This window comes from Shewanella sp. H8, from assembly GCF_040285065.1.
In the GTDB taxonomy this organism is placed as follows: Bacteria; Pseudomonadota; Gammaproteobacteria; order Enterobacterales; family Shewanellaceae; genus Shewanella; species Shewanella polaris.
Genome location: NZ_CP157213.1, coordinates 804744 through 828606 on the forward strand (window position 1 = coordinate 804744; position 23863 = coordinate 828606).

A 23863-nucleotide genomic window follows, 5' to 3' on the forward strand; every position below is an offset into this window, starting at 1 on the left:
CCTATAAATCAATGCGTGATGAATGGTTTACTTTTTTATGACTGCTTGGTCGAATCGGCTAATGACAAATTGATATTAAAATCAGTTTCATCGGCTTTTAAGTACACCCATTTTCTAATAGGTGTATATCCAGGCGCGGTGATTTTAATGTCATAACTGCCAGCAGGTAACATCATGCCAGCTTTATATTTGGGTTTAATATTCATTACTGACACTTTGGCATTGGCGATATTACTTGTGATGCTAAGGGGTAATAATGTCGCTTTGTTAGACGCGTTTTTAACCACTTTAGTTGAATCATGTACAGGCATTACCGCTAAGTCAAAGCGGTTAATCGGCTCACTGATTGCATTAAATCCTTTCGTAATAAATAAGCTCTCGTCTATGGATGAACCAATAGGTTGCACCATCGGCAGCGTCACTAATAACCATTTAAGGGTAAATGAAATCGTGGCGGAGTCATTCTTCTCCATTTGTTCAAAAAAATAATGTACTGCAGAGCCTTTAGCTGTGTATTGATTACTGCCCATGGATAGCGGCACGACAAATATAGACGCTAATAATAATGTTGATATCGTCGGTTTTATAAAACGATTAGGCTTTGACTTTGACGCTGAGTCCATCCCCTTTGCCTGTATCAGTTCCACGGCTTTCATCGGTAACTTTAATACGGTTAATAGCACCAGAACCAAACTTATCGACATCGAAATTGGCGGAATAATCGTTGATCTTAATGCCGATTTACCTGTTGATTCAAATGAACCGCCATCGGCAAACTCAACTTGTTGGGCTTCGAGTACATTTAGATACTCGGTGGTTTTCCGTCGAATATTGGGTTCAATGATTTTCTGTTTAAACTCACGGTTATTCCAATCAGCCAGCGTAGGGTTTACGTAAAGCTCTTTCATTTCTCGTTGAATACGTTGTTGAATAACGCCTTGTTGTTGAAAGGTTTGCCAGCTCAAGTTTGGTGGCATATCGCTGTTCTTGGCTTTCATTTTCGATCGCCACTCAGCATCTGCTTGTTGACGCACTTTTTTAGCGACTGCAATGTCAAAGCTATTACGATCGGTCAGAGACCAAGAAGGAGATAAGGTTAAGCCTTTTTGTTTCAGCTTTTTATTCACTTTTATGCTGGTAAGTTCATTGACTCTAAATTCATGGATTGAGTTAATTCCCAATGGATAGCCACCCGATTCTTTAACAAAATCAGGTTCCATTTTTACCATCAACACGTTTTTATAATGATTCACATCGTTGGTATACACCATTCGATGATCTTTAAATCCAGCGTCGCCACCCGTTACGGCATCAGCGGCTTGCATTGCAGTGTAAAGGCCAAATGTCAAAATCCCTGAAATAATGGAATTACCAACGTTTTCAGACGTCGAAATTTCCTCACGAACCAACCAATCATTAGGTGGAATATAAGGCATGCTGTATTTGGCTATTTCTTTGTCATAACCAGTTTGCAGTCGCTCGAAACAACGGTCTTTATTACTGCCACTTTTCTTCTCTGCACATTTATTACGGCGTTCAAAATAATCGTATAATTTAGGGGCTATTTTTTGCGCACGTGATTCGACCCTAGCTTCATAAGCCTTGGTGCCTTTTTGGTATTGCTCCCAGCCCTGTTTAACCTGATTTTGGGTATCGAGCCAGTAAGCGTCAGAGCGTGTTTGTACGCTAGCTAAAGCCTGATTATATTGATTAGAACCAGCAGCATATTCAGTGTATTTATCGCGAAGCGTTTGGCGGAAATTATCATAGTTGGCGTAGTGTTGATCAAATTGAGACATAGCACGGTCACGAACAAATTTTTCCATGATCAGGCGTTTTTTCTGTTTTAAATCGTCCACTAATTTATCGTCAGCGTATACCAGCCCGCCAAATACGGATAAGAACGTTTTTTCGGCCGCGCTGTGTTTTTTATCTGGATCGTAATCAATGCCTTCAAATGCGATTGAATTTTCAATCAACGCGCTACGAAGCACTTGAGATAAGTACGCTTGTTGACGTTCTTCTGGGGTTGAAGCATCAATAATAAAATGATCCACCAACCACTTCTGACCAAAAAAAACGGTTGGCCAAACTATCACAGCAATTAACGTAAAATAACCCAACGCGCGAGTGGCTTTAGCCACTTGTTTACCTTTTAATAATAAGTCAGCTAAAAGCAGCGTAACGCCAATACCACTAATAGTGCGGCCAAATAATTCCACTGCGCGTAAGTCTTCCGCACTGGAGTTACGACCGCCAGCAACATCGGTTAACGCAGCATTAAACACAGCCTCAGGGAACAAATACACTAGCGAACAAATGAACATCAACAACATCCACCAGAAAGGTTTACCCGTGTTAATAATTTGGGCTTCTACTGCTTGTTGTTTTTTAGCTTTGGCAGCCGTTGATTGTTGATGTTTCTGTGTTTTCTTTAGCTCTTTCTCTGCGGATTCCATTTTTTTGTGTGTTGGGGCAGTGTTAAGCAAATTTGTTGCAAATGGACTTTTGTTTTTCTCAGTCATAGTAATATTTATTAGCCATCAAATTTTATTAAAATTGTTTATTTAGTCAGCCTGTCGACTTGGTAATCTTAAAATTATGGTGTCACCCGTGTCTGTATCTATTATTTCATCGGTAATAGTGGGGAAACCATGTTCCAACAAAGGCGTAGGTATGTTGTTAGGTACCTTGTTAACCGGAGTGCTATGGATGGCTTTAAGGCCAGAAGCTAATGACAGATAATAACCTTCTGTTTGATAACCTAGCATTTCGTCAAAGCGGTCAAAGTCAGCATCTTGGGGTAAAGAGGTAATATAACGACCCACATTACTCGATGCTTGATAACGTTTTTTAGGTTTGGCTCCATTGAATAAACGCTGGCAAATTTTGTAAGGCGTGGCATCTACAATTGCGCCATCAGGTAGCTGATCTATTGTTAACTTAAGTAATTGTGTTTGATGATAATCACTGCCATTAAGCGAATAGGTATAAACCTTCATTCCGAGTTGGTGAGCACTATACCTCACGCTGGGATGCTGCATAAAACTGCGAATGTCTAAATGTAAACCAGAGTTGCTACCCAGCTTTTTTTGCAATTGGGTTAACGATGATTTTGCCGTGTAGTCTTTATAGCGCGAGCGGTAACGTTTAGTTCCGTAGCGACCAGCAAGCTCAATATTTTGTTGATTATCTAAGTAATAGGCATCATTTTTAACGCCTTTACGTAAATCGGCGGCTAACTTTTCAACGCTGGTAGGGTGTCCACCTTGAATAAAGCCTAAATAAACAGATGGATTAATGCCGCGTAGTTTATAGAGGACATCGAGTTCTGCCGCTGAATAATAAAAGCCACCTAAGCCAATATACTTTCTGAGCATATTATCAAGCTCTACAAGCTTTTGGCCGTTGGTATCAGATTTTATTTCTACATTGAGTCGTTGATTTTGATCGCGATATGCGCCGAATACTTTAAACGCTTCTGCAGCCGTTATTGGGCGTTGGTCGAGTAAATTGTTACTGTGTTTATCCCGCAGTTTCAGGTTAGAAAACTCCTGAAAACTCATGCGATTTAGTTTGAAGCGTTCACCAGTGTAATACACGGTAGCACGGCCAGTTTGGCTATCATGATGATCCACCCAAGTGCCATCTTTAAGCAGCATTACATCAATTTCGACACTGTTAAAGTTATCGTTCAAGGCTGAAGAAATAGCATTGGCGCTACTTTCTGGTTGACGAAAATCTCCACGGTGCGCCGATATTTCTAACTGACATTGTGCAGTAGAGATCATTTTGATATTGCCATTGTTGGCAAGATATAAATTACGATCGCCTAGGCTCAATTGAACATCAATGATATCTAAACCTTGGTTTGCCGCATCGGCAGGCAAATGAGATAACGCAGCAGGAATGACATAACTAGGTTTAACAGGCTCGGGTGTGGATTTACAACCAGATAAGCTGAAAATGAATACAATTAAAATGGTGCAGTAAACCTTAAGATGAATAGAGCTGCTTGTCATAAGTCATGATTGCAAGTTGTTAATATTGAAGACTTTATACATTAATATGCTTTGTAAAACAATCTTATCAATAAAGTAAACAAATGTAACAACCTGAAAGTGTGAAAGCGGGACTGTTTTGCATAAAAAACGGTCACAAATTATAACAATTTGAGCAGAAGGACTTATACCAAAGTTTATGTTGTAGATCGATTCAATGCTTGAAAATGATCAATGACCTAATAGTGCACATGGATCTAGTGAACATGGGAGTAATAGATGAAATAATAGTGAGTAAGGAATAGCGCTCGAAATAATAATGCGCGGGATAATAGCGCCTAGACATAAAACGGCTTGAGACAAAACGAAACATGGGTTGGGTGACGACAGGTATTAGCTAAAAGAGGCAGTAACACAGACCTAATTAGGATGCTCCCCAAAATACCGCTGCTGGCGCAGCCCTTGAACCGTAGGTTCAAGGCGGGTAAATGTTCATTTCCTAAGGCTTCTCGGTATAATCCGAGCATGCACAATGTCAACGAAAGCATTCACCCTGGGTTTGTAATTATCGGCACAGGGACTTAACCAACGAGCAAATATCCCAGGGAGCAAAACAGGGTAGAATCAAGTTATTCTTAATTCTGAAATCTTAGTTTAGCCTTCCTAGCGACTTCGTTCAACCAACGATGTTTCCAACGTTGACTGTAATAACGAAATGCGCTCATCCATTTGCGCCATGTATTGTTTGTTTTTTTGCTTTTCTTCGTACAATTCATTACCAATGTTAAGCGCTGCCATTATAGCAAGCTCTTCACGGCTTAAGTTATTGGTACGAGACTTTAGCGTTGTTAGTTGGTTTTCTACTTCTCTGGCTACCGTGCGCAAAGCATCTTCGCGTCCTTTTGGACATGCGATAGAGTAGGTGCGCCCTAATAGGGTAATATCAACAGCACTGTTACTCATAATGTTGCCACGGTTCCTTAATTAACCTCAACCCGATTAAGAGGTGGGGTAAACAAGTGAAAATCAGAAAGCTTGGTATATTTTATATCAAACTTATCATTTGTTTTGCTAACAAAACGCCTGCTAGTATTTCTTTTGGAAATTAATAGCTGCGACAATAGCAAGTTGACTGCAAAATCAATTGTAACGCAGATCGTGGAACAAAAGATCGTTTAATAACCGTTTATTAATTCCAGCTGTGGTTAACCATATTCAGCATATGGGCGAACTATATAGCGCTGAATTTAAAAGAGCAAGGCAACAACATCCCTTTTTAACTATTTGCTGTTTGTGTGAACAAATCCGCTACAGTCAATGCATATTTTAGCCACAATAGGCAGTTGCATTTGGAGCATCATAGTAACTCTGCTAGCATTGAAGCAGTAAATTGCGTTAATAGGAATAAACCATGGCAATCCCACCTTCGTTATGTATCGATAAACTAAAAAAAGCCTTAGATTTCGCTGAAGTCGGCCATCATCCCGTAGAAGTACACGGCATGCTTGTTGGACTCATTTGTGGTGGCGTAAAACAAGAAAAACTTACCTGGTTAAAACCGCTAGTAGAGTTAATGAACGACGGCCAGCCGTTAGAGCCAAAATTGCAACAGCTGATCATCGAATTGTATCAAGACACTGTCACACGTTTAGCCGATTTTGAGTTCGGCTTTACCTTGTTATTACCAGAAGAAGAAGTGCCATTGAGTGAACGCGTTGAAGCGTTAGCATTATGGACCCAAAGCTTTTTAACTGGCATTGCTATTATTCAACCAAAACTTGCCAAAGCAACACCCGATGTACGCGAAGTGATTAAAGACCTTGCAGACATTGCCCAAGTAGAATTTGATGTCGGTGATGACGAAGAATCAGAAGTTGCTTATGAAGAACTGCAAGAGTTTGTCAGAATGTCGGCTATTTTATGTTATTCAGAGTTTGGCTTAGACATGCCTTTAAATGACACCGACGAGCATTCAAATATTCACTAACATTTTTGGTATAGGCAGCAACGCAGCGTATGACCACAGCACAAACAAATACAACACCACTTACCGTTGATATTGCCATAGTGGGTGGCGCCATGGCGGGTGCCACGCTAGCCTTAGGCTTAGCTAAGTTATCTGCCTCGCAGTCGCGTCCGTTGCGCATCGCCTTAATTGAAGCCCATGTTGCTAACAACAATCATCCAGGTTTTGACGCCCGCTCCATTGCTATCGCCCAAGGTTCTATATTCGAACTCACCCGTTTAGGTATTTGGTCTAAATTGCAACATCTTGGCACAGCGATAGAGAATATCCATGTGTCAGATCGCGGCCACTTTGGTATGACCGAGCTAAACGCTAAGCCACTTGGGTTAGATGCATTAGGGCAGGTGGTCGAGTTAGCTAAAGTGGGTAAGGTGTTATTTGATGAGCTGACTAAGTCATCGGTTAAGGTCTTTTGTCCTGCTAAAGTCACTGATTTACAGGCTCAACAAGACGGCCACCTATTAAGCTTAGATGACGGTACGCAATTACATTGTCAATTATTGGTAGCGGCAGATGGGGCGCATTCAGTGGTACGTCAACAGTTGCAACAGCCCACAGAAACCATCGATTTTAATCAAACCGCAATAGTGGCTAATGTCATCACCAATCAAGCACATCAGCATTGGGCATATGAGCGCTTTACTCAAACAGGTCCTATAGCGCTGCTTCCAATGGCATCAGTAAATAATCAATCAGCAAACCAACAGGCTCGGTATTCATTAGTGTGGGCTTTAGCGCCTGCTAAAGCAGATGAATTAAAAAACGCCGACAAAACCGAGTTTTTAGCGGCACTACAACAAGCCTTTGGTCATCGTGTTGGTCGCTTTATTGATGTCGGCCAGCGGGCCAGTTATCCATTAACCTTATCGTCTATGCCAAGACCCATTTTCCACCGTTGTGTGTTTGTCGGTAATGCTGCACAAACCTTACACCCCATTGCCGGGCAAGGTTTTAACTTAGGTTTACGTGATGTAGTGGGCTTATTAGGCGTAATCGAAAATGCATTAACCCAAGCCAATGACGGATCTGAAGTCGATATCGGCAGCAGCGCCATCGTGCACCAATATTTAGCCGCGCGACAAGATGACCGCGACACCACGCTGCGCAATATCGAATTTTTAGTCCGTGGTTTTTCCAATCAATATTGGCCATTAGTGGCAGGGCGTAATATCGGATTGCGTTTATTGTCTTGGTTTCCTCCACTTAAACAACCCGTTGCTCATACTGCAATGGGCTGGCGTTAACTCTTCAAGGTAAGGATCCACCATGTATTCAACTCAAACATATGATGTTGCCATCGTCGGCGGTGGTATGGTCGGGCTAGCAACCGCAATCGGTTTAGCCAATGCCGACCTTAACGTGGTGGTAATCGATGCCGGTGCAACTCAAGCCGTCAGTGGTGAACCTAAATTACGTGTTAGTGCCATTAATAAAGCCAGCCAACAACTGTTGGAAAATCTAGGCGCGTGGCAATATCTCGACGACAGCCGTATCAGTCCTTATCAAAAAATGGCCGTGTGGGACAAAGACGGTCTAGGCAAAATTGAATTTGATGCCAACAGTATCGGCGAAGCCTTTTTAGGCTCTATTATCGAAAACGATGCCATTAGCTTTTCCCTTGCCAAGCGCGCTAGCGAAATCGCTAATTTGACTCATATAGAAGGTCAACGCCTTGAACGGATCGCCTTTGGCGAACGCGAAGCTTGGCTCACCTTAGACAGTGGCGACAACATTAGCGCTGCCGTGGTAGTTGCTGCCGACGGTGCCAACTCTTGGGTGCGTCAACAATGCAGTATTCCGCTGACGTTCTGGGACTATGGTCACCATGCCATTGTTGCCACAGTGCGCACCGAGCTTGCTCACGACGCCACCGCCAGACAAGCCTTTTTACCCGGCGGACCATTAGCCATGTTGCCACTGTATGAAGATGATTTATGTTCAATTGTGTGGTCGGTATCGCCACAGCAAGCCGAGCAGTTACAAGCCTTAGACGATGTTGAGTTTTCAAAAGCATTAACCGCTGCATTAGACGGCCGCTTAGGTGTATGCCAAGTGATAAGTGAACGACAGTCGTTTCCGCTACGTATGCGTTACGCGCGCCATTTTGCCCGCCATCGATTAGTGCTAGCCGGTGACGCGGCTCATACTATTCATCCACTTGCTGGCCAAGGGGTCAACTTAGGCTTTTTAGATGCCGCCAGTATTATCGACACCTTTACCGAGCTGCATGACCAAGGCAAAGATTTAGGCGAATATAGCCATTTACGCGCCCTTGAACGTTGGCGTAAAGCCGATGCCATGGAGATGATTGCCACCATGGAAGGCTTTAAAAGACTCTTTGCAGGCAGCAATCCACTTAAAAAAGCTATGCGAGACATTGGATTAACCCTAGTTGATAATGTCGCTGGGCTGAAAACAGTGTTCATCAAACAGGCTATGGGTAACAAAATGACATTACCTAAACTTTGTCGTGAGCCAATTTCGTAATAGCTAATATAGAAACTTGTTTAATATCAGTAGATACAGTTAAACCCGCAATTTTATTGTAAAAAATTATGTAAAAAAATTACAACAATGGATTAGCTAAACTAATGCGACCGCACTCGGATTAGAAAATTTTTTTGTATACAATTTAGGTCTGCGGAGTATAATTTTGGTCGCATTTTATCAAAAACCTACATAAGAAAGGCCTCAAAAAAAGGGATAATAATGGCTAGCAAAACTGTACTTTTTAACAAGCATTTACAATCAAACGCCAAAATGGTTGATTTTCACGGTTGGGAAATGCCGATCAATTACGGCTCTCAAATCGAAGAACACCACGCAGTACGTCAAGACGCGGGCATGTTCGATGTATCGCACATGACAGTCGTTGACGTCACCGGCAGCGATGCTTGTGCCTTCTTACGTAAGTTACTTGCTAACGATGTTGCCAAGCTTACTGTCCCTGGTAAAGCCCTTTACGGCGGAATGCTAGACGAAACCGCTGGTATCATCGACGACCTTATTACCTACTATTTAACCGACACCCATTACCGTGTGGTGGTTAACTCAGCGACTCGCGACAAAGACCTCGCGTGGATCAACAAACAAGCCGCCGCGTTTGATGTTGTGATTACCGAACGTCCAGAACTCGCCATGATTGCAGTACAAGGCCCTAACGCTAAAGCCAAAGCAGCTCAAGTATTCAGCGCCGCGCAAAATGCTGCAGTAGAAGGCATGAAGCCATTCTTTGGTGTGCAGTCTGGTAGCTTATTTATTGCCACTACTGGTTACACCGGCGAAGCAGGCTACGAAATTATTGTCCCAGAAGCCGAAGCAGAAGCCTTATGGCAAGCACTATTAGATACCGGCGTTAAGCCTTGTGGTCTTGGCGCACGTGATACCTTACGCTTAGAAGCTGGCATGAACCTATACGGTCAAGACATGGACGAGTCCATTAATCCATTAGCCGCTAACATGGGCTGGACTATCGCATGGGAACCTAGCGACCGTGACTTTATTGGCCGCGAAGCATTAACCGCCATAAAAGCTGCCGGAACTGACAAGCTAGTCGGTTTAGTCATGGAACAAAAAGGCGTTTTACGTCATGATATGGCTGTGTTTTTTACCGATGCAGCGGGTGTTGAGCATCAAGGTGTGATCACCAGCGGCTCATTCTCACCAACCTTAGGTTATTCTATCGCCATGGCCCGCGTACCTAATGGTATTGGTGCCACCGCAGAAGTAGAAATGCGTAAAAAACGCGTCAACGTAAAAGTGGTTGCCCCAAGCTTTGTGCGCAATGGTAAATCCACTCTTTAATAGAGTCGTTTTAGCCCAAAAGAATTTATTGATTAAGTACTTAGAACATTTGATTAAGGAACAGTAACAATGAGCACTATCTTAGCAGACTTGAAATACGCCTCTTCACACGAATGGATCCGTAAAGAAGAAGACGGTAGCTACACAGTTGGTATCACTGAGCATGCTCAAGAGCTATTAGGTGACATGGTATTCGTAGAATTACCAGAAGTGGGCGACACTGTGACTGCTGGCGAAGATTGCGCCGTAGCAGAGTCAGTTAAAGCCGCGTCAGACATTTACGCACCTATTTCTGGTGAAGTGATTGCAGTAAACGAAGCATTAGAAGATTCTCCAGAATTGGTAAACAGCGACGCATTTGGTGACGGTTGGTTCTTCCGCGTTATGCCTTCTGACGAAGCAGAAATAGATATATTACTTGATGCCGACGGCTATCAAGAAGTTATTGACCAAGAATAATCGTCAATAACCCAAAAAGCTCCTTAGGGAGCTTCTTTGTTTATGCAAAGTAAAAAAAGCTGTGCAGACTCACTCGAACCTATGGCACCCATAAAGCCAAGGGCGAGGGCACGGCAAATAAACCCGTAATGGGTTATTTACGTATTACACGTTTTCACCTAATCCAGTTCTGTGCCCTACCGCCCGAACTGGTCGATTTGGAACAAGGTTTAACATGACCAAGCAAACCCTGACACAACTAGAACAGCACGAACTTTTCCTCACTCGTCACATCGGCCCAAGTGCAGAACAACAGCAACAAATGTTGAACTTCATTGGTGCAGAGTCGTTAGACGACCTGACCGCCCAAACGGTCCCAGGCAAAATTTTGTTACCGCAAGATCTCACCATCGGTGACTCATGTGGCGAAGCTGAAGGTATCGCCTATATCCGCAACATAGCAGACAAAAACAAAGTCTTTAAAAGCTATATCGGTATGGGTTATTACGGCGTGCAAGTGCCCAATGTCATTTTGCGAAATGTGTTTGAAAACCCAGGTTGGTACACAGCTTACACGCCATACCAGCCAGAAATCGCCCAAGGTCGTTTAGAAGCCACATTAAACTTCCAACAAGTGTCAATGGACCTTACCGGTCTTGACCTTGCATCAGCATCATTGCTTGACGAAGCCACCGCAGCAGCGGAAGCCATGGCACTTGCCAAACGTGTATCTAAAGCCAAAAAGGCTAATATCTTCTTTGTTGCCGATGACGTATTCCCACAAACATTAGATGTAATCAACACCCGCGCTGAATGTTTTGGTTTTGAAGTGGTCGTAGGCCCTGCAAAGGATGCGGTAAATTACGAATTGTTTGGTGCCTTGTTCCAGTACACCAACCGAATTGGCCAAATTACCGATTACACAGAGTTATTTGCCACACTACGTGACAACAAAGTGGTTGTTACCGTTGCCGCCGATATTATGTCATTACTGTTGCTTAAATCTCCGGGCTCTATGGGCGCAGATGTTGTATTTGGTAGCACCCAGCGTTTTGGCGTACCAATGGGATACGGCGGACCACACGCAGCTTTCTTTGTAGCGCGTGACGAGCATAAACGTTCAATGCCAGGCCGTATTATTGGTGTGTCTAAAGACACCCGCGGCAACAGCGCATTGCGCATGGCAATGCAAACACGCGAGCAACATATTCGCCGCGAAAAAGCCAACTCGAACATTTGTACTGCACAAATTTTATTAGCCAACATGGCGTCGTTTTATGCGGTATTCCACGGCCCACAAGGCTTAAAAACCATTGCGTCACGCATTAACCGTTTAGCCGACATTTTAGCGGCAGGCTTAACAGCAAAAGGCTTAACCTTAGCTAACAACACCTGGTTCGACACCATTAGCGTGAAAGATGCCGATGTTGCTGCCATTAATGCCCGCGCCATTGCTGCAGAGGTTAACTTCCGCATCGACACTGATGGCGTGTTTGGTATCAGCTTAGATGAAACCACTACCCGTGAAGACATTGCAGTCTTATTTGACGTTATTTTAGGTGCAGGCCATGGCTTAGATGTTGCCGCATTAGATGCCGATATTCTTGCTAATGGCAGCCAGTCAATTCCAGAAGCCCTAGTACGTCAAGACGCAGTATTAACCCATCCAACGTTTAATCGCTACCAAAGCGAAACCGAGATGATGCGTTATATCAAGCGTCTCGAAAACAAAGATTTAGCCTTAAACCACTCAATGATTTCGTTGGGCTCATGCACCATGAAGCTTAACGCAGCAGTGGAAATGCTCCCTGTCAGCTGGCCAGAATTTGCTAACATGCACCCATTCTGCCCACTAGACCAGGCACAAGGTTACACCCAGTTAATCGACGAGTTATCTGAGTTTTTAGTTAAAATCACTGGCTACGACGCTGTGTGTATTCAACCAAACTCAGGTGCCCAAGGCGAGTACGCTGGCTTGTTAGCCATTAAGAAATACCACGAGTCACGCGGCGACGCGCACCGTAATATTTGCTTAATTCCACAATCGGCTCACGGCACCAACCCTGCATCGGCACAACTTGCTGGTATGAAGGTGGTGGTTACCGCGTGTGACAAACAAGGCAACGTTGATTTAGAAGACCTACGCACTAAAGCGGCCGAGCTTGCCGACAGCTTATCGTGCATCATGGTTACTTATCCGTCGACTCACGGTGTGTACGAAGAATCAATTCGCGAAATATGTGAAATCGTTCATCAACATGGCGGCCAAGTGTACTTAGACGGCGCTAACATGAACGCGCAAGTTGGCGTAACATCACCAGGCTTTATCGGCGCAGACGTATCGCATTTAAACCTTCACAAAACCTTTGCTATTCCGCACGGCGGCGGGGGACCTGGTATGGGCCCTATCGGCATTAAATCGCATCTTGCCCCGTTTGTTGCAGGCCATGTTGTGGTTAAGCCAGGCCGCGAAAGCGACAATAACGGTGCTGTTTCTGCTGCGCCATATGGTAGTGCCAGCATTTTGCCAATCAGCTGGATGTACATTAAGTTGTTAGGCACTAAGGGTGTTAAGCAATCAACCCAAACAGCGCTATTAAACGCTAACTACATCATGAAAAAGCTGTCAGCACATTATCCTGTATTGTTTACTGGCCGTAATGATCGCGTGGCACACGAATGTATTATCGATTTACGCCCATTGAAAGAAACCTCAGGCGTAACCGAAATGGATATCGCTAAGCGTCTTAACGATTATGGTTTCCACTCACCAACCATGAGTTTCCCAGTAGCGGGAACCTTAATGATTGAGCCTACAGAATCTGAGTCTAAGGTTGAATTAGACCGATTCATTGAAGCCATGGTGTGTATTCGTGCAGAAGCCGACAAAGTAGCAGCAGGCGAGTGGCCAGCAGACAATAACCCACTGCATAATGCACCTCACACCCTAGCGGATATTATGGACCCAGAGTTTGATTCACGTCCGTACAGTCGTGAAGTGGCCGTGTTCCCAACAGCAGCGGTTAAGGCGAATAAGTTTTGGCCAACGGTTAATCGTATTGATGATGTTTTTGGGGATCGCAATTTGATGTGCTCGTGTGTTCCAATTTCTGACTACGAATAAATGATAATGATCGTTAATGAAGTTGGTTAACTACTCATAAAATATTTAAAGCGAACCAATTGGTTCGCTTTTTTATTTATAATGTGCCTGAGTCGGTAAATTATTTTTGGTTTGAACAAAACTCATTTATATCGTTTCAAAATGATTTTTCATTAGTTAAATTTAAATCTCTAGTCCTATCTTTTCGAATATTGCCAAAGTAAAAAATTAAGATCAATTATTAATTCGTGAGTTTACTAATTGTTTGTTTATTTTTGTGTTTTACTTCACAGTTTTTAACTGTAGCGTCAGGTTTGTCAAAGTAAATTAAATCCTTTGAGTTTATTAAGGTATTTTTAATAAACTAGATGTATTGTCAGTGTTGATGCATAAAATATATTTAAATAAAACAACAACGTTAAAAACACCTTCCTCCTCATTTGTTTTTGTGTTTTATTTAACATCTTATTGAGATTAAATCTTTAAAGTATGAATTACTAACTGTTTGAGGTAAAAATGAGTAGCAGACCTGAGATAACGATTTCATCATTGGACGCGAAAAGATTATTTAAATTAATTGAGTCATTACCGACAAAAAAAATGGTCGGAATCAGTGAACTGGAGGAAGAGCTTGCCCGTGCAAATATTGTTGAGCCGATTGAGGTTCCGCCTATGATAGTGACAATGAACTCAACCGTTAAATTTACTGTAGAGTCATCTCGTGATGAGTTTTTAATGACACTTGTTTATCCAAAAGATGTTGATTTAAAAGGTGATAAAATATCAATTCTTGCTCCTGTCGGAAGTGCGTTACTTGGACTTTGTCAGGGTGATGAAATCGAATGGCCTAAACCCGGTGGAGGGTTAATAAAAATTACAATTAAAGACATTTTCTATCAACCTGAAAGGGCTGGAGAGTTTAGCTTATAATATTTACGCTTTACTAATATTGTTATGCTTGTTGAATGAAGGCGCATTATAAAGGTGAAACTTCGTTTTTATTTGATGAACTTTTTATTTAATGAATTTTTTATTTATACTTATTATTGGTTGCGGTTTTTATGTTTTAAAATCTGCTTGAATTTATTTTTTAAGGTGCTATATTGGCGTTATGAGAAAAATTAATCTTACATCTTATTCAATTATTTTTTTAGGGAGCTTCGCCCTAAAATTCCCCGCGTAAGCGGACGTATTTCTGCGTCCACCTGTTTTTTGTAAACTAAATTTATTTATTCACTATCAAACCATTACTTGAAGTTTATAGTTTGTATATTTTTTAACTTTTTAAATAGAGTTGTTAAATCGCGATGTATCAATTTCATATTGATACTCTGAGTCGGTTTAGTTTTATAACGGGTACTTTAAAATTCATTATAACTATTTATTCTTGCTTGCTAATCATTAAGGAGGGCGATGGTTTTTTATTTTACACATTTAGTTTACTTTATTAAATAAGCATTATTGATATTTTAATTATTATTAGGTGATTGTATGTCTAAGCATGAAATGAAAAAACCTTTGTTGTCATTAAAAGAAAAACGTAAGTTGAAAAAAGACTCAAATGATTCAGAAATAGTAAAAGTTAGAAAGAAAAAAGGATAGACGTTATAAGGGGGCAATCATATTGGCTCCTTTGTTTACCATTACCAGATTGACTTTTCTATGAAACTTAGCATAGCTATATTGTCTTTTAGCTATGCTATTCCATTGTTGTTAAGACATTCACATGTAAATACTTATGTCATAAAAAGCTAAATAATTGTATTTGATAAGTCAATATTAACCAATATCTTTCAGGGGTACAGTAAGTGAAGATACTTTGGATTTTGCTCAAAACAGTTGAGGATAAGAAGTAGAAATGCCTAAATCTAAGATTGAAGATAAAAGCATACATGATGCTCTTAATCTAAGAGTGCTCAAAACTAAGCGTGAAAAAAAGATCTCAGTTAGAATACCAGAAAGTTATGTTGATATAGTTAAGTTATTGATTACATACTTGGACGAATACACGATGATCAATAAAGACCGTCCTCAAGTAAGTTCAGAAAAAGCATTCGTACGCTCTTTACGATCAAGTGTACAAGAGGTCATCATTAAAGCGTTAATGTCAAAATAAGGGATAAGTGGTCAGCTCCTGAGTGATCCCCACGAATTTAATAGCATGCTTGTGGGTTCTTGATTAAACTTTGTAATGTCTTTATTCCTGCTAGCCAGTGTGACTTCAACAACCTCAAATTCTTATCTCTGTAGGCTCTTAATCCTATAAATTGATTTGATAAAACATTACTGTGCTTGATTAAATTCGCTTGGTATTGTCTATGTTTATCCGCTGCTTTAACTGCCAACCCTAACAGGTATAATATAAATTGAGATAAGCAGGCGATGAGTAGCAATACGCTGAGCATATGCATAATCCTTGAGCCACTATCATTCATTTTTAAACCCCTTTTCACATCCCTAAAGCTGGGCCAAGCCCTGTGATTGATAATGCTCCACCATTCATTGAGCTTTCAATTGCAGAGAACAGGCTTTGTCGGCGAGTATTGTGCATCTTTTGCGTTAACAGGGCGGGTGACAAGTGAGAGGCATTTTGATAAAAGGTGTTTTTCATTCATGGCATTGATTCGTGGTAATTTTTGTTTGGCGATAAATTTAATCACCAAATGCCATGAATGTTCCTCTGTTTTTAACCTATCTCATTATTTTGTGGGGATTCGTCAGACTCTGACCCCATTTATTCCTAAACCCGAGTAAACGCTAAAACCTATAAATGGTGTGACATTAAAACCTATAAATGGTAAAACAGTAAAACCTATAAAAGGCATGACGACAAAACCTTGGTTTAATAAACATCTTGTGTAGTTATGAGGAACTCAAATGAATGATGTGTCACAAAAATTAGCGGATTCTCTCGCGCAATTAAAGACGCTCCAAGAGTCTGGTTTCGTTGCGATACAATCGAATCAACTAAGCCGGGTGCATCGTGAGCGTTTAATTAAGTATGGCTTTATTCGGGAAGTCATCCGAGGTTGGTATATTCCTGCAATGCCTGACGAAAAACCAGGTGACAGTACGTTTTGGTATACATCTTTTTGGGACTTCTGCGGAGCCTATTTGTCAGTGCGATTCGATCAATCTTGGTGCTTATCACCTGAGCAGTCGATAAATCTACATATTGGTGACAAAACGGTTTGTCAGCAGCTACTTGTGCGTTCTCCAAAGGGAAATAATAAGCCTACCGCTTTCTTGCATAACACTTCTATTTTTGATGTCAGACTAAATTTGCCTGATGTAAAACATATTGAAAGTCTTGATGGGCTTAATGTGTATAGTTTACCCGCAGCGTTAGTATATTGTTCTGCGAGCCAGTTTGTTAATGCACCAGTTCAAATGCGCACGGCCTTATCAATGGTGACTGATGCATCTGATGTGTTATACATTTTGCTGGCGGGTAATCACAGTGTTATTGCAGGCAGGTTAGTGGGGGCTTTTAGAAACATTGGCCGCGATCTCATTGCAAGCAACATACTGAAAGGTATGCAGGCCTCTGATTTAGTCGTGCAAGAAGAAGACCCCTTTAAAGAAAAAGTACAGATAAGCTTCGGACGCCGTGATGTCTCGCCTTATGTTAATCGAATACGACTGATGTGGGCACAGATGCGCGATGACGTTATAGCCCATTTCCCTCAGCCAAGTCATCAGACAATGACTATCGACAATTACATGGCCGAAGTGGAAGATAAATATGTCACAGACGCCTATCACTCATTATCCATCGAAGGCTATCGTGTCACTCATGAGCTTATAGAACTTGTTCGGTTTGGCCATTGGCAGACTGAAGACTCTGTCGATAGTAAAAAACACCTAGATGCAATGGCCGCTAAAGGTTACTGGGATGCATTTCAAGAAGTGAAAAAAGCCGTTCGGGTGGTGTTAGAGGGCAATAATTCAGGTGATGTGTTAGAGCATGCACACAGTGATTGGTATTTGGCTTTATTCAGCCCAAGCGTTGCAGCAGGTATTGTTAAGCAATCGGACCTAGCGGGTTATAGAACGGGGCCAGTTTATATTCGTCAGTCTATGCATACGCCTCCTAGCCGAGATGCCGTTAGGGATATGATGCCGACATTGTTTGAATTATTGGCTGCAGAAGATAATGCTGCAGTAAGGGTTGTGCTGGGGCACTTTATCTTTGTGTATATTCATCCATATTTTGATGGTAACGGCAGAATGGGGAGGTTTGTTATGAACTTGATGATGGCCTCGGGTAGCTACCCCTGGACGGTTGTGCCGGTCGAACGACGCACTGAATATATGCAGGCATTGGAAGAAGCCAGCGTCAAACAGAATATTGTACCTTTCACTCAGTTTCTGGCTTCACTAATGTAACAAATCGACTGAAAGGTCGCTTTTTTGTTTCCGTCATTCCGATAATGCTTTTGAGCCGGAATCCAGCTTTTTTATGCTTTAGAGAAGTAGGGATCTCTCAGACTCTGCCCCACTTATTTTATTGACCTCTGTCTGATGTCATTCATACAAAAAACCGATAGACTAGCGCGCTTCACATTAAACTAAATGAAAGGATTTCAATTAATGCATAAGTTAATACTTTTAGTCTGCCTGGTGTTACTTACATCATGTGCTTCAAATAAAAATATCGTTGCCAATCAATCTACATCCCACAACAATCCTATCTGCCTGATATCAGGGGTGCCCTCATCAGATATAAAATACACAGTGATTACTCAGTTAAAGTATGCAAAAAATGGATATGGAAATATTAATAGCGTCCTGCCAATAATAGTGAAACAAGCACAATCCCTAGGTGCTGATGCAATCATTGACTACAACGGAGGCCAACGTTTCGGTTTTTGGCCATGGCAATTTATCAGACCTGTTGTACGTGGCACCGCTGTGACATGGGATTCACCAAATGATATCGACTGTAAAGCATTAGGTGGCACATTCGATACTCAATTGAAAGGCGCTCTTACTACAGACGTATAAAGGGAAGTTGAGGGCTGAGTTTTAAGGATCCCCACTAATTTAATTGTATGCTTGTGGATCCTTGATAAAACCTTGATAAGTGGGTCAGACTCTGCTTAATTTGACCCCATTTATTTAAAAATAAGGGTGTAACACAATTTGTATCACACCCTTTGATCTTACTTTTAAGCCGTTAATTTAAGCATTCTTCTTATCACTAGAAACGATATTCAACACCGATACTCGCCTGTTTAAAGTCTGTTTCTGTGTCGGAACCGTTAGATACATTATCCAAATTAATTTCTGCATCATACCAATTGTATTCGGCATTAATTAAAAAACGCTCTGTTACCTTAAACGCAACACCTGCTCCAGCAAATACACCTTCATCATCTTTATTGCCAGAAAATCCGACTACGTCATAATCTGTTGAATACCATAACTGACCACCTTTAGCATACAACTCTACTCGATCAGCAATTGGCAATGTCACTTTTAGGCCAGCGGTATAACCATCTGTTTTAGCGCTAGATAAGTTGTTGCCGTAACGACCAAAATCAATATAGCTACCTTCCAGCGCCAGGTAGTTGTTGAAGCGATAACCAACTAGGCCCTGGAGAACATCATTGTCGTCGTCAAAGTCATCTTCGCCATCGACTTTTAGGTAACCATAATTAGCGCCGACATAAACGCCATTTTCTGCTCCGTCTTTCTTGAAATCATCAGCGTGAGAAAAAGTACTAAAAGAGGCTAACGAAATAAGTCCAGCTAAAGTAATAATCGTATTTTTCATAAGGTACTCCTAGTTAATTACGTAAATACATCTAATTACATCTAGCTAGTTACAAAACGGATGCCAACATTATAAAAGTAACAGAGAGCTATTTGTTTTGCTGTGAAATTTATTTTAATATCAATTGGTTACGTTTGATTTTTTGTGAGTAACGGTGGGGGAAGATTATATATTCTCAATGATACTGCTTATTTTTTACCTGCTTAAAGAGGTCGTGTTACGTAAAAACGGTATTTATTTCTGATTGGATTGTAATTTTTTCATATAGTAACGCAATGTTATCAATGTGTTACGAGCTATTTTATCGTTTTCGGAAAAGATAAACTTTATTCGTTACAATCATATTCCTTTATTCTTTGGTTTTATGTCTCTAGGTCTGCGGCCACTGTACTGGTCAAGCTAAACTGGACACTTTCAATTGCAGAGAACAGACTTTGTCGGTGAATTTTGTGCATCTTTTGCGTTTCAGAGGGGCGATAAATTTGATCATCAAATGCCATGAACGCTCCTTAGTTTTTAACCTATCTCATTATTTTATTCATTCTTTTTTGGGTGTCAGGCTCTGCCCACGCTTATGAACTTATGCACTTATGTGATGTCAATGATAAGTACAATAAAGTGACAGCTTTAAATTATAAGAGTGTATGTTTTAAATTTTTTCTAAAGAAATTTAAATAGATTTCAAATTAGTTTATTTTTAACAAGGTAATTAAGAATTATGAAGCATATATTTGTATTTTTAATGATTTTTTGGGCTGTTTCTGGGTGCAGTAGTATACCGCTAACAACAATGTATAAAATGATGAGTGTCAATCCATTAGAACTTGAACCAGGTGAGATTGTTGTCGCTGTTCAAGCCCCAAATGGAATAGTTGTTAATAATAACGATGTAGTGATTACATTTAACTTTAAAACTAATGACCCTAACTATAGTTTTGAGCATGAATTTTTTGTAGAAGTGAATGATCAATATGTATTACCTGATGAGTTGAGGCAAAAAAGCAATAATGACAGTAAGTTTTTTATTTTAAAATTGACAAAAGATGATGCGTTAAAAATGCGACATGGGCAGGACATTGTAAAGAAATATAGAATTAACAATAGCGATGGTGCTGGTAGTTTTAATCTTAGCGTCGAGTCTGCATGTAAAAACAGTCAGTTCTCCAATAATAGTAATGAATTAAATGTGTATTTAAAACTTAATGACAATGATGATTTTTTTACATTTATGGAAGACCTAAACGTGTTAGAGCTTGGTGAAGATAAGCCTGGTTATTTTAAACCTATTACGTTTTGTACGTAGGCACAAATAACATCACAAATAACACAGAGACCCCACTTACTCATTTTTTCGTTAACAGGGCGGGTGACAAGTGAGAGGCATTTTGATAAAACTTGTTTTGCATTCATGGCATTTACTCGTGGTAATTTTTGTTTGGCGATAAATTTGATCACCAAATGCCATGAATGTTCCTCAATTTTTAACCTATCTCATTATTTTTATTCATTCTTTTGTATGGATTTTTCAGACTCTGACCCCATTTATTAGAGTTCAAATCCATGTGAGCTTCACGCTATTTTTCAACTGCCTAAAAGAAAATAAATCATGACATTACAATTACAGTTTATTCAGCCCGGGATCTTCATTTTTCAGTCTTTCCATTTCTTGTTTTAAGGCTTCATATTCAACTCTCAGCACTTCTGATTCACTCTTTAACCTACGGATCATTAGATCTTTTTTATCTACACCTCCTTTTACATCAAGCAAAACTTCCAACTCGTCCTTAAATGGCATAATTGGTTGATATAATTGATAAAATGCCCTTCCCAGTGCTCCTCTAAATAATTCAAGTTTTGGTGGGTGTGCCCCACTTGAAAGAATGTGAGGAGTCGAGATACCTGGATATGGATCTATATATATAATCTTAGACATCCCCAACTGGTAAGCTTTTTTAGCGCAAAGTTCGCACGGGCTGGCAGTGGTAAACAAAATCCCCCCCTTAACTCCCTGTCCACCATTTTTTGAAATCTGTAAAAATGCGTTTTCTTCAGCATGCAAAGAACGAGTATGAACTTGATTCTTTTTTTGCTCTACTTGATTTTGGAGATCTTTAAAACAAAAGGATAAATTTCGGCCATCTAAATGCTGAAATCTGCGCACTAAGTTGAACTTTCCTTTAAGTACCTCTCTGAAAGCGCTATCGTTTTTCTCATATTTACTATACGCATCTTCATCAAACCCATTAAGTAAATCCTCTGCACTCCTTAATAAACATGGTACTTGCCCTTCGGCGGTGTTATTCCATCCTACTGATTTAACTGAATATCTTTCATCTGTAACAACTGCACCTACTTGTCTAGAAATACATCCAGAATTTTGTTTGACACTATAAGCTAGCTGCATACAGCTTTCTGTAGAAGTTGGCATAACTAAACCAGGGTGAAGCATCAAAGCAACATACCATGCTAATTGCGCTCTTAATTCACTATGCCCAAATTGATTTTCACGGGGATTATTTATGTGGATATCTGCAAGTTCAATACATTTTTGTATATTTTGTGATATATATTTATTGTGGCCACTTAACTTTTCAGGATATTCTTTTTTATCGAGCTCTTTAATTTGAGTTGATGTAAATTTATGGCTATCCATAAGGTGCTTTAAGCGATTGTCATTATCTGTATTTACTGACATTAGATAAAAACCTGAATATCTATCTCTTAGATATACCGCTTCATAGGGATTACGTATAGCATCAATTACTATGTGACATGGAGTTTTTTCAACAGCACACGCATACCTTGCTGACTTTATAACTGTATTCATTAAAGCAGGAAAAGAAAATATATTTTCCTGGTTGAACTCTCTACTATTAGCTTTCCCTGATGATCTAATATTATCTCCAACTACTTGATATAACTTTGTATATCCTCCCGAGTGAATTTTAATAATCCTATCTTTTATTTCATTAGAAAAAACTGGTAACCACCTGAAGAATATATCATAACCTTCATTCTTTTTATCATTTAAAGTTTCAACTGTATCTTCATTTATTTCGAAGTAAGAACTAACTCTTTTATGTGCATTTGAATAATTTTTTTTGAAGTCCATTAAATTTTCAGATACAACCGATAAATCAACACCTAAAACCTCACTTATTAAAGAACAAAATTCTGGATAATTAAGTTTCAAAATATAGCTAGTGATAATAGTTCTTACTTGAAGCCATTTGAATGGCGTTCTATTCTTTTCTATATATTTTTTTACTATCCGATACTTCCTCTGTTCATTTCCGGAAAAATGTGATTGACCAGGATCTGGAAGATCTAAACTATCAGCCGATAGTATTCCAGCAGAAGTAGAGCACCCTGAACCTGTTCGCCCTGTTAATCCAATAACAATGAAATCACTAATTTCTTTATAAATTTTATCTATAGCTAAAGACTCTTTTTTTCTAGTCATACTTCCTCACAATTGTAATTACAGTAACTACACAAAATCTCTTTGTTTATTCTTAAATAAATTGGAACTGTGGATCATTAGGCCATTACAGAGTGAAGCGTATAGTGAATCTGTACTCCATACATTCAATACCCAATCAAATCTGTGTCGCAACAGCTTAATACGACAGCTTAAAAACAGGGTCAGAGTAAACGTTTTCATATTTATCATTTCCCCACCTCACTTTTACTCAAACACCGCTGCGCCACTTGGTACACAATCGCATCGACCTGCTGTTGGGTGAGTGCTTGGGTTCGGACGGCTGGTATTGTTTTGACCAGCTGTTTGTGATTTAAGATGGGGAACGGTGGCTTTGTTTGGCTTGTAACATACCAGCCGGGGAATACGAGTACTGGGCTGGAGAACACCTGTTGGCCAGCGGCTTTGGTTAACCATTGGCTGACCCACGTTGCTTGTCGAGTTGCTTGTTCTATTGGTTTGGTTTCAGTCCACGATGGGAAGCATAAACGGCCGTCTTTATAATATAGTTGGTAGTCTTTGCCTTTAGTGGCACTAGTTGCTTTACTGTCGCGCTTACGCTTGTGGCGGCCTTTGGTTTCGATGGCGAATACGCCATTTTTACCTATTGCTAAATGGTCGATGTTAAAGCCGTCGGCTTGTATGTCGTGAAACACTTGATAGCCCAAAGCTTGTAAGCCGATTAGCTCATTAGCAGTGGCAATTTCTGCGGTGTGGCCTAGGCGTAATTTGGTAAGTTTGGAAAAGTTTTTCCATGTTTTATAACCACAATAAGATAATCCGATCATTGAGGTTATCGCAAACATCCAAGGGAATTTGCCGACGGTAATGTGTGCTTGAATACTGTTAACGGCAAATGGCAGACACACCACCAATACGCCCATTAGCATACTGGCGATTAAATCGATTTGGAGGTCTTGTATCTCTTGCTGTAAGCCAAATGCGGGAATACGTTGAAGTTGGTCTCGGTCGACAGGTAGTTTTACCGTGCTGTCGCGATGTTTCAGCAATACAAACATCACCCCAAGGGTGACGAACATGCTCGAAAGAACAATGGCTACTGATAATAAACTGGAGGATAAACTTGTCATTGTCGTCCTTGCACGTAATGTGACCTAAGTAGTTGGTCGCAATTCTAAATCCATGAATCTGCTGGATTAATATACTCCGAGTTTGGCAATATTGTAAGTGGAAATTTTCATCAATCGTTAAGCGTCGCAATTGAGTTAAA

Annotated in this window: 19 protein-coding genes, 1 other RNA gene and 1 pseudogene; 11 read left to right on the plus strand and 10 right to left on the minus strand. The window is 40.5% G+C overall.

Annotated features, from left to right (window positions below; all coding sequences use genetic code 11):
* Positions 1-35: 35 nt before the first annotated feature.
* From ABIS04_RS03435 to ABIS04_RS03450, 4 genes are all read right to left on the minus strand, one after another.
* Complete coding sequence (locus ABIS04_RS03435) at positions 36-2525, minus strand: PEGA domain-containing protein (RefSeq protein WP_350432617.1); 2490 nt, start codon at positions 2523-2525, stop codon at positions 36-38.
* A 42-nt stretch (positions 2526-2567) separates the two neighbouring features.
* Entirely contained in the window at positions 2568-4022 is a 1455-nt protein-coding gene (locus tag ABIS04_RS03440; RefSeq protein WP_350432618.1) for a glycerophosphodiester phosphodiesterase family protein, read from the minus strand.
* A 408-nt stretch (positions 4023-4430) separates the two neighbouring features.
* A non-coding RNA gene (gene ssrS, locus ABIS04_RS03445) (6S RNA) lies at positions 4431-4612 on the minus strand.
* A gap of 52 nt (positions 4613-4664) precedes the next feature.
* Positions 4665-4964 (minus strand): cell division protein ZapA, encoded by a 300-nt coding sequence (locus ABIS04_RS03450; RefSeq protein WP_101086040.1) that lies wholly within the window; start codon positions 4962-4964, stop codon positions 4665-4667.
* A 448-nt stretch (positions 4965-5412) separates the two neighbouring features.
* Between ABIS04_RS03450 and ABIS04_RS03455 the strand changes: the two genes are divergently transcribed.
* The 8 genes from ABIS04_RS03455 (at position 5413) to ABIS04_RS03490 (ending at position 15488) form a co-directional block, all read left to right on the plus strand.
* On the plus strand, positions 5413-5988 hold the full coding sequence (locus ABIS04_RS03455) for a UPF0149 family protein (protein ID WP_137222827.1): 576 nt from the start codon (positions 5413-5415) through the stop codon (positions 5986-5988).
* Positions 5989-6017: 29 nt separating this feature from the next.
* Positions 6018-7271, plus strand: coding sequence for a 2-octaprenyl-6-methoxyphenyl hydroxylase (gene ubiH, locus ABIS04_RS03460; RefSeq protein WP_350432619.1), 1254 nt, complete (start codon positions 6018-6020; stop codon positions 7269-7271).
* A gap of 22 nt (positions 7272-7293) precedes the next feature.
* A complete protein-coding gene (locus tag ABIS04_RS03465) occupies positions 7294-8514 on the plus strand; it encodes an FAD-dependent oxidoreductase (RefSeq protein WP_350432620.1) in 1221 nt (406 codons plus the stop codon).
* Between the two features lie 222 nt (positions 8515-8736).
* Positions 8737-9831 carry a glycine cleavage system aminomethyltransferase GcvT gene (gene gcvT / locus ABIS04_RS03470; protein WP_350432621.1) on the plus strand — a complete coding sequence of 365 codons (1095 nt, stop codon included), beginning with the start codon at positions 8737-8739 and terminating at the stop codon, positions 9829-9831.
* Positions 9832-9900: 69 nt separating this feature from the next.
* A complete protein-coding gene (gcvH, locus tag ABIS04_RS03475; RefSeq protein WP_350432622.1) occupies positions 9901-10290 on the plus strand; it encodes a glycine cleavage system protein GcvH in 390 nt (129 codons plus the stop codon).
* 214 nt (positions 10291-10504) lie between these two features.
* Entirely contained in the window at positions 10505-13393 is a 2889-nt protein-coding gene (gene gcvP, locus ABIS04_RS03480; RefSeq protein WP_350432623.1) for an aminomethyl-transferring glycine dehydrogenase, read from the plus strand.
* A gap of 495 nt (positions 13394-13888) precedes the next feature.
* The gene (gene rnk / locus ABIS04_RS03485; RefSeq protein WP_350432624.1) at positions 13889-14302 is read left to right on the plus strand and encodes a nucleoside diphosphate kinase regulator; all 414 of its coding nucleotides are present in this window, start codon (positions 13889-13891) and stop codon (positions 14300-14302) included.
* Between the two features lie 928 nt (positions 14303-15230).
* Positions 15231-15488, plus strand: coding sequence for a hypothetical protein (locus ABIS04_RS03490; protein ID WP_350432625.1), 258 nt, complete (start codon positions 15231-15233; stop codon positions 15486-15488).
* A gap of 37 nt (positions 15489-15525) precedes the next feature.
* On the opposite strand, the pseudogene ABIS04_RS03495 reads toward ABIS04_RS03490, so the two are convergent.
* Together ABIS04_RS03495 and ABIS04_RS03500 are read right to left on the minus strand one after the other, a co-directional pair.
* A pseudogene (locus ABIS04_RS03495) lies at positions 15526-15837 on the minus strand (IS4 family transposase); the annotation flags it as partial.
* Entirely contained in the window at positions 15822-15983 is a 162-nt protein-coding gene (locus ABIS04_RS03500; protein ID WP_350432626.1) for a hypothetical protein, read from the minus strand. The gene ABIS04_RS03500 and the pseudogene ABIS04_RS03495, both read right to left, overlap by 16 nt.
* A 266-nt stretch (positions 15984-16249) precedes the next feature.
* Here ABIS04_RS03500 and ABIS04_RS03505 point away from each other — a divergent pair, with 266 nt between their 5' ends.
* Both ABIS04_RS03505 and ABIS04_RS03510 read left to right on the plus strand, forming a co-directional pair.
* The gene (locus ABIS04_RS03505) at positions 16250-17761 is read left to right on the plus strand and encodes a Fic family protein (RefSeq protein ID WP_350432627.1); all 1512 of its coding nucleotides are present in this window, start codon (positions 16250-16252) and stop codon (positions 17759-17761) included.
* Between the two features lie 204 nt (positions 17762-17965).
* The gene (locus tag ABIS04_RS03510) at positions 17966-18379 is read left to right on the plus strand and encodes a hypothetical protein (protein ID WP_350432628.1); all 414 of its coding nucleotides are present in this window, start codon (positions 17966-17968) and stop codon (positions 18377-18379) included.
* Between the two features lie 196 nt (positions 18380-18575).
* Here the strand turns inward: ABIS04_RS03510 and ABIS04_RS03515 are convergent, their stop codons facing one another.
* Both ABIS04_RS03515 and ABIS04_RS03520 read right to left on the minus strand, forming a co-directional pair.
* A complete protein-coding gene (locus ABIS04_RS03515) occupies positions 18576-19151 on the minus strand; it encodes a porin family protein (protein WP_350432629.1) in 576 nt (191 codons plus the stop codon).
* Positions 19152-19513: 362 nt separating this feature from the next.
* The gene (locus tag ABIS04_RS03520) at positions 19514-19651 is read right to left on the minus strand and encodes a hypothetical protein (protein WP_350432630.1); all 138 of its coding nucleotides are present in this window, start codon (positions 19649-19651) and stop codon (positions 19514-19516) included.
* Between the two features lie 218 nt (positions 19652-19869).
* Between ABIS04_RS03520 and ABIS04_RS03525 the strand changes: the two genes are divergently transcribed.
* Positions 19870-20454 (plus strand): hypothetical protein, encoded by a 585-nt coding sequence (locus ABIS04_RS03525; protein ID WP_350432631.1) that lies wholly within the window; start codon positions 19870-19872, stop codon positions 20452-20454.
* 315 nt (positions 20455-20769) lie between these two features.
* On the opposite strand, the gene ABIS04_RS03530 is transcribed toward ABIS04_RS03525, so the two are convergent.
* Together ABIS04_RS03530 and ABIS04_RS03535 are read right to left on the minus strand one after the other, a co-directional pair.
* Complete coding sequence (locus tag ABIS04_RS03530) at positions 20770-22614, minus strand: hypothetical protein (protein ID WP_350432632.1); 1845 nt, start codon at positions 22612-22614, stop codon at positions 20770-20772.
* 206 nt (positions 22615-22820) lie between these two features.
* Positions 22821-23723 carry a nuclease-related domain-containing protein gene (locus ABIS04_RS03535; protein ID WP_350432633.1) on the minus strand — a complete coding sequence of 301 codons (903 nt, stop codon included), beginning with the start codon at positions 23721-23723 and terminating at the stop codon, positions 22821-22823.
* Positions 23724-23863 lie beyond the last annotated feature (140 nt).

Bases quoted from the DNA above. Each gene is read 5' to 3' on its own strand.
- ABIS04_RS03435 (WP_350432617.1), bottom strand. From the start codon at position 2,525: ATGACTGAGAAAAACAAAAGTCCATTTGCAACAAATTTGCTTAACACT.
- ABIS04_RS03440 (WP_350432618.1), bottom strand. From the start codon at position 4,022: ATGACAAGCAGCTCTATTCATCTTAAGGTTTACTGCACCATTTTAATT.
- ABIS04_RS03450 (WP_101086040.1), bottom strand. From the start codon at position 4,964: ATGAGTAACAGTGCTGTTGATATTACCCTATTAGGGCGCACCTACTCT.
- ABIS04_RS03455 (WP_137222827.1), top strand. From the start codon at position 5,413: ATGGCAATCCCACCTTCGTTATGTATCGATAAACTAAAAAAAGCCTTA.
- ubiH (WP_350432619.1), top strand. From the start codon at position 6,018: ATGACCACAGCACAAACAAATACAACACCACTTACCGTTGATATTGCC.
- ABIS04_RS03465 (WP_350432620.1), top strand. From the start codon at position 7,294: ATGTATTCAACTCAAACATATGATGTTGCCATCGTCGGCGGTGGTATG.
- gcvT (WP_350432621.1), top strand. From the start codon at position 8,737: ATGGCTAGCAAAACTGTACTTTTTAACAAGCATTTACAATCAAACGCC.
- gcvH (WP_350432622.1), top strand. From the start codon at position 9,901: ATGAGCACTATCTTAGCAGACTTGAAATACGCCTCTTCACACGAATGG.
- gcvP (WP_350432623.1), top strand. From the start codon at position 10,505: ATGACCAAGCAAACCCTGACACAACTAGAACAGCACGAACTTTTCCTC.
- rnk (WP_350432624.1), top strand. From the start codon at position 13,889: ATGAGTAGCAGACCTGAGATAACGATTTCATCATTGGACGCGAAAAGA.
- ABIS04_RS03490 (WP_350432625.1), top strand. From the start codon at position 15,231: ATGCCTAAATCTAAGATTGAAGATAAAAGCATACATGATGCTCTTAAT.
- ABIS04_RS03500 (WP_350432626.1), bottom strand. From the start codon at position 15,983: ATGAAAAACACCTTTTATCAAAATGCCTCTCACTTGTCACCCGCCCTG.
- ABIS04_RS03505 (WP_350432627.1), top strand. From the start codon at position 16,250: ATGAATGATGTGTCACAAAAATTAGCGGATTCTCTCGCGCAATTAAAG.
- ABIS04_RS03510 (WP_350432628.1), top strand. From the start codon at position 17,966: ATGCATAAGTTAATACTTTTAGTCTGCCTGGTGTTACTTACATCATGT.
- ABIS04_RS03515 (WP_350432629.1), bottom strand. From the start codon at position 19,151: ATGAAAAATACGATTATTACTTTAGCTGGACTTATTTCGTTAGCCTCT.
- ABIS04_RS03520 (WP_350432630.1), bottom strand. From the start codon at position 19,651: ATGGCATTTGATGATCAAATTTATCGCCCCTCTGAAACGCAAAAGATG.
- ABIS04_RS03525 (WP_350432631.1), top strand. From the start codon at position 19,870: ATGAAGCATATATTTGTATTTTTAATGATTTTTTGGGCTGTTTCTGGG.
- ABIS04_RS03530 (WP_350432632.1), bottom strand. From the start codon at position 22,614: ATGACTAGAAAAAAAGAGTCTTTAGCTATAGATAAAATTTATAAAGAA.
- ABIS04_RS03535 (WP_350432633.1), bottom strand. From the start codon at position 23,723: ATGACAAGTTTATCCTCCAGTTTATTATCAGTAGCCATTGTTCTTTCG.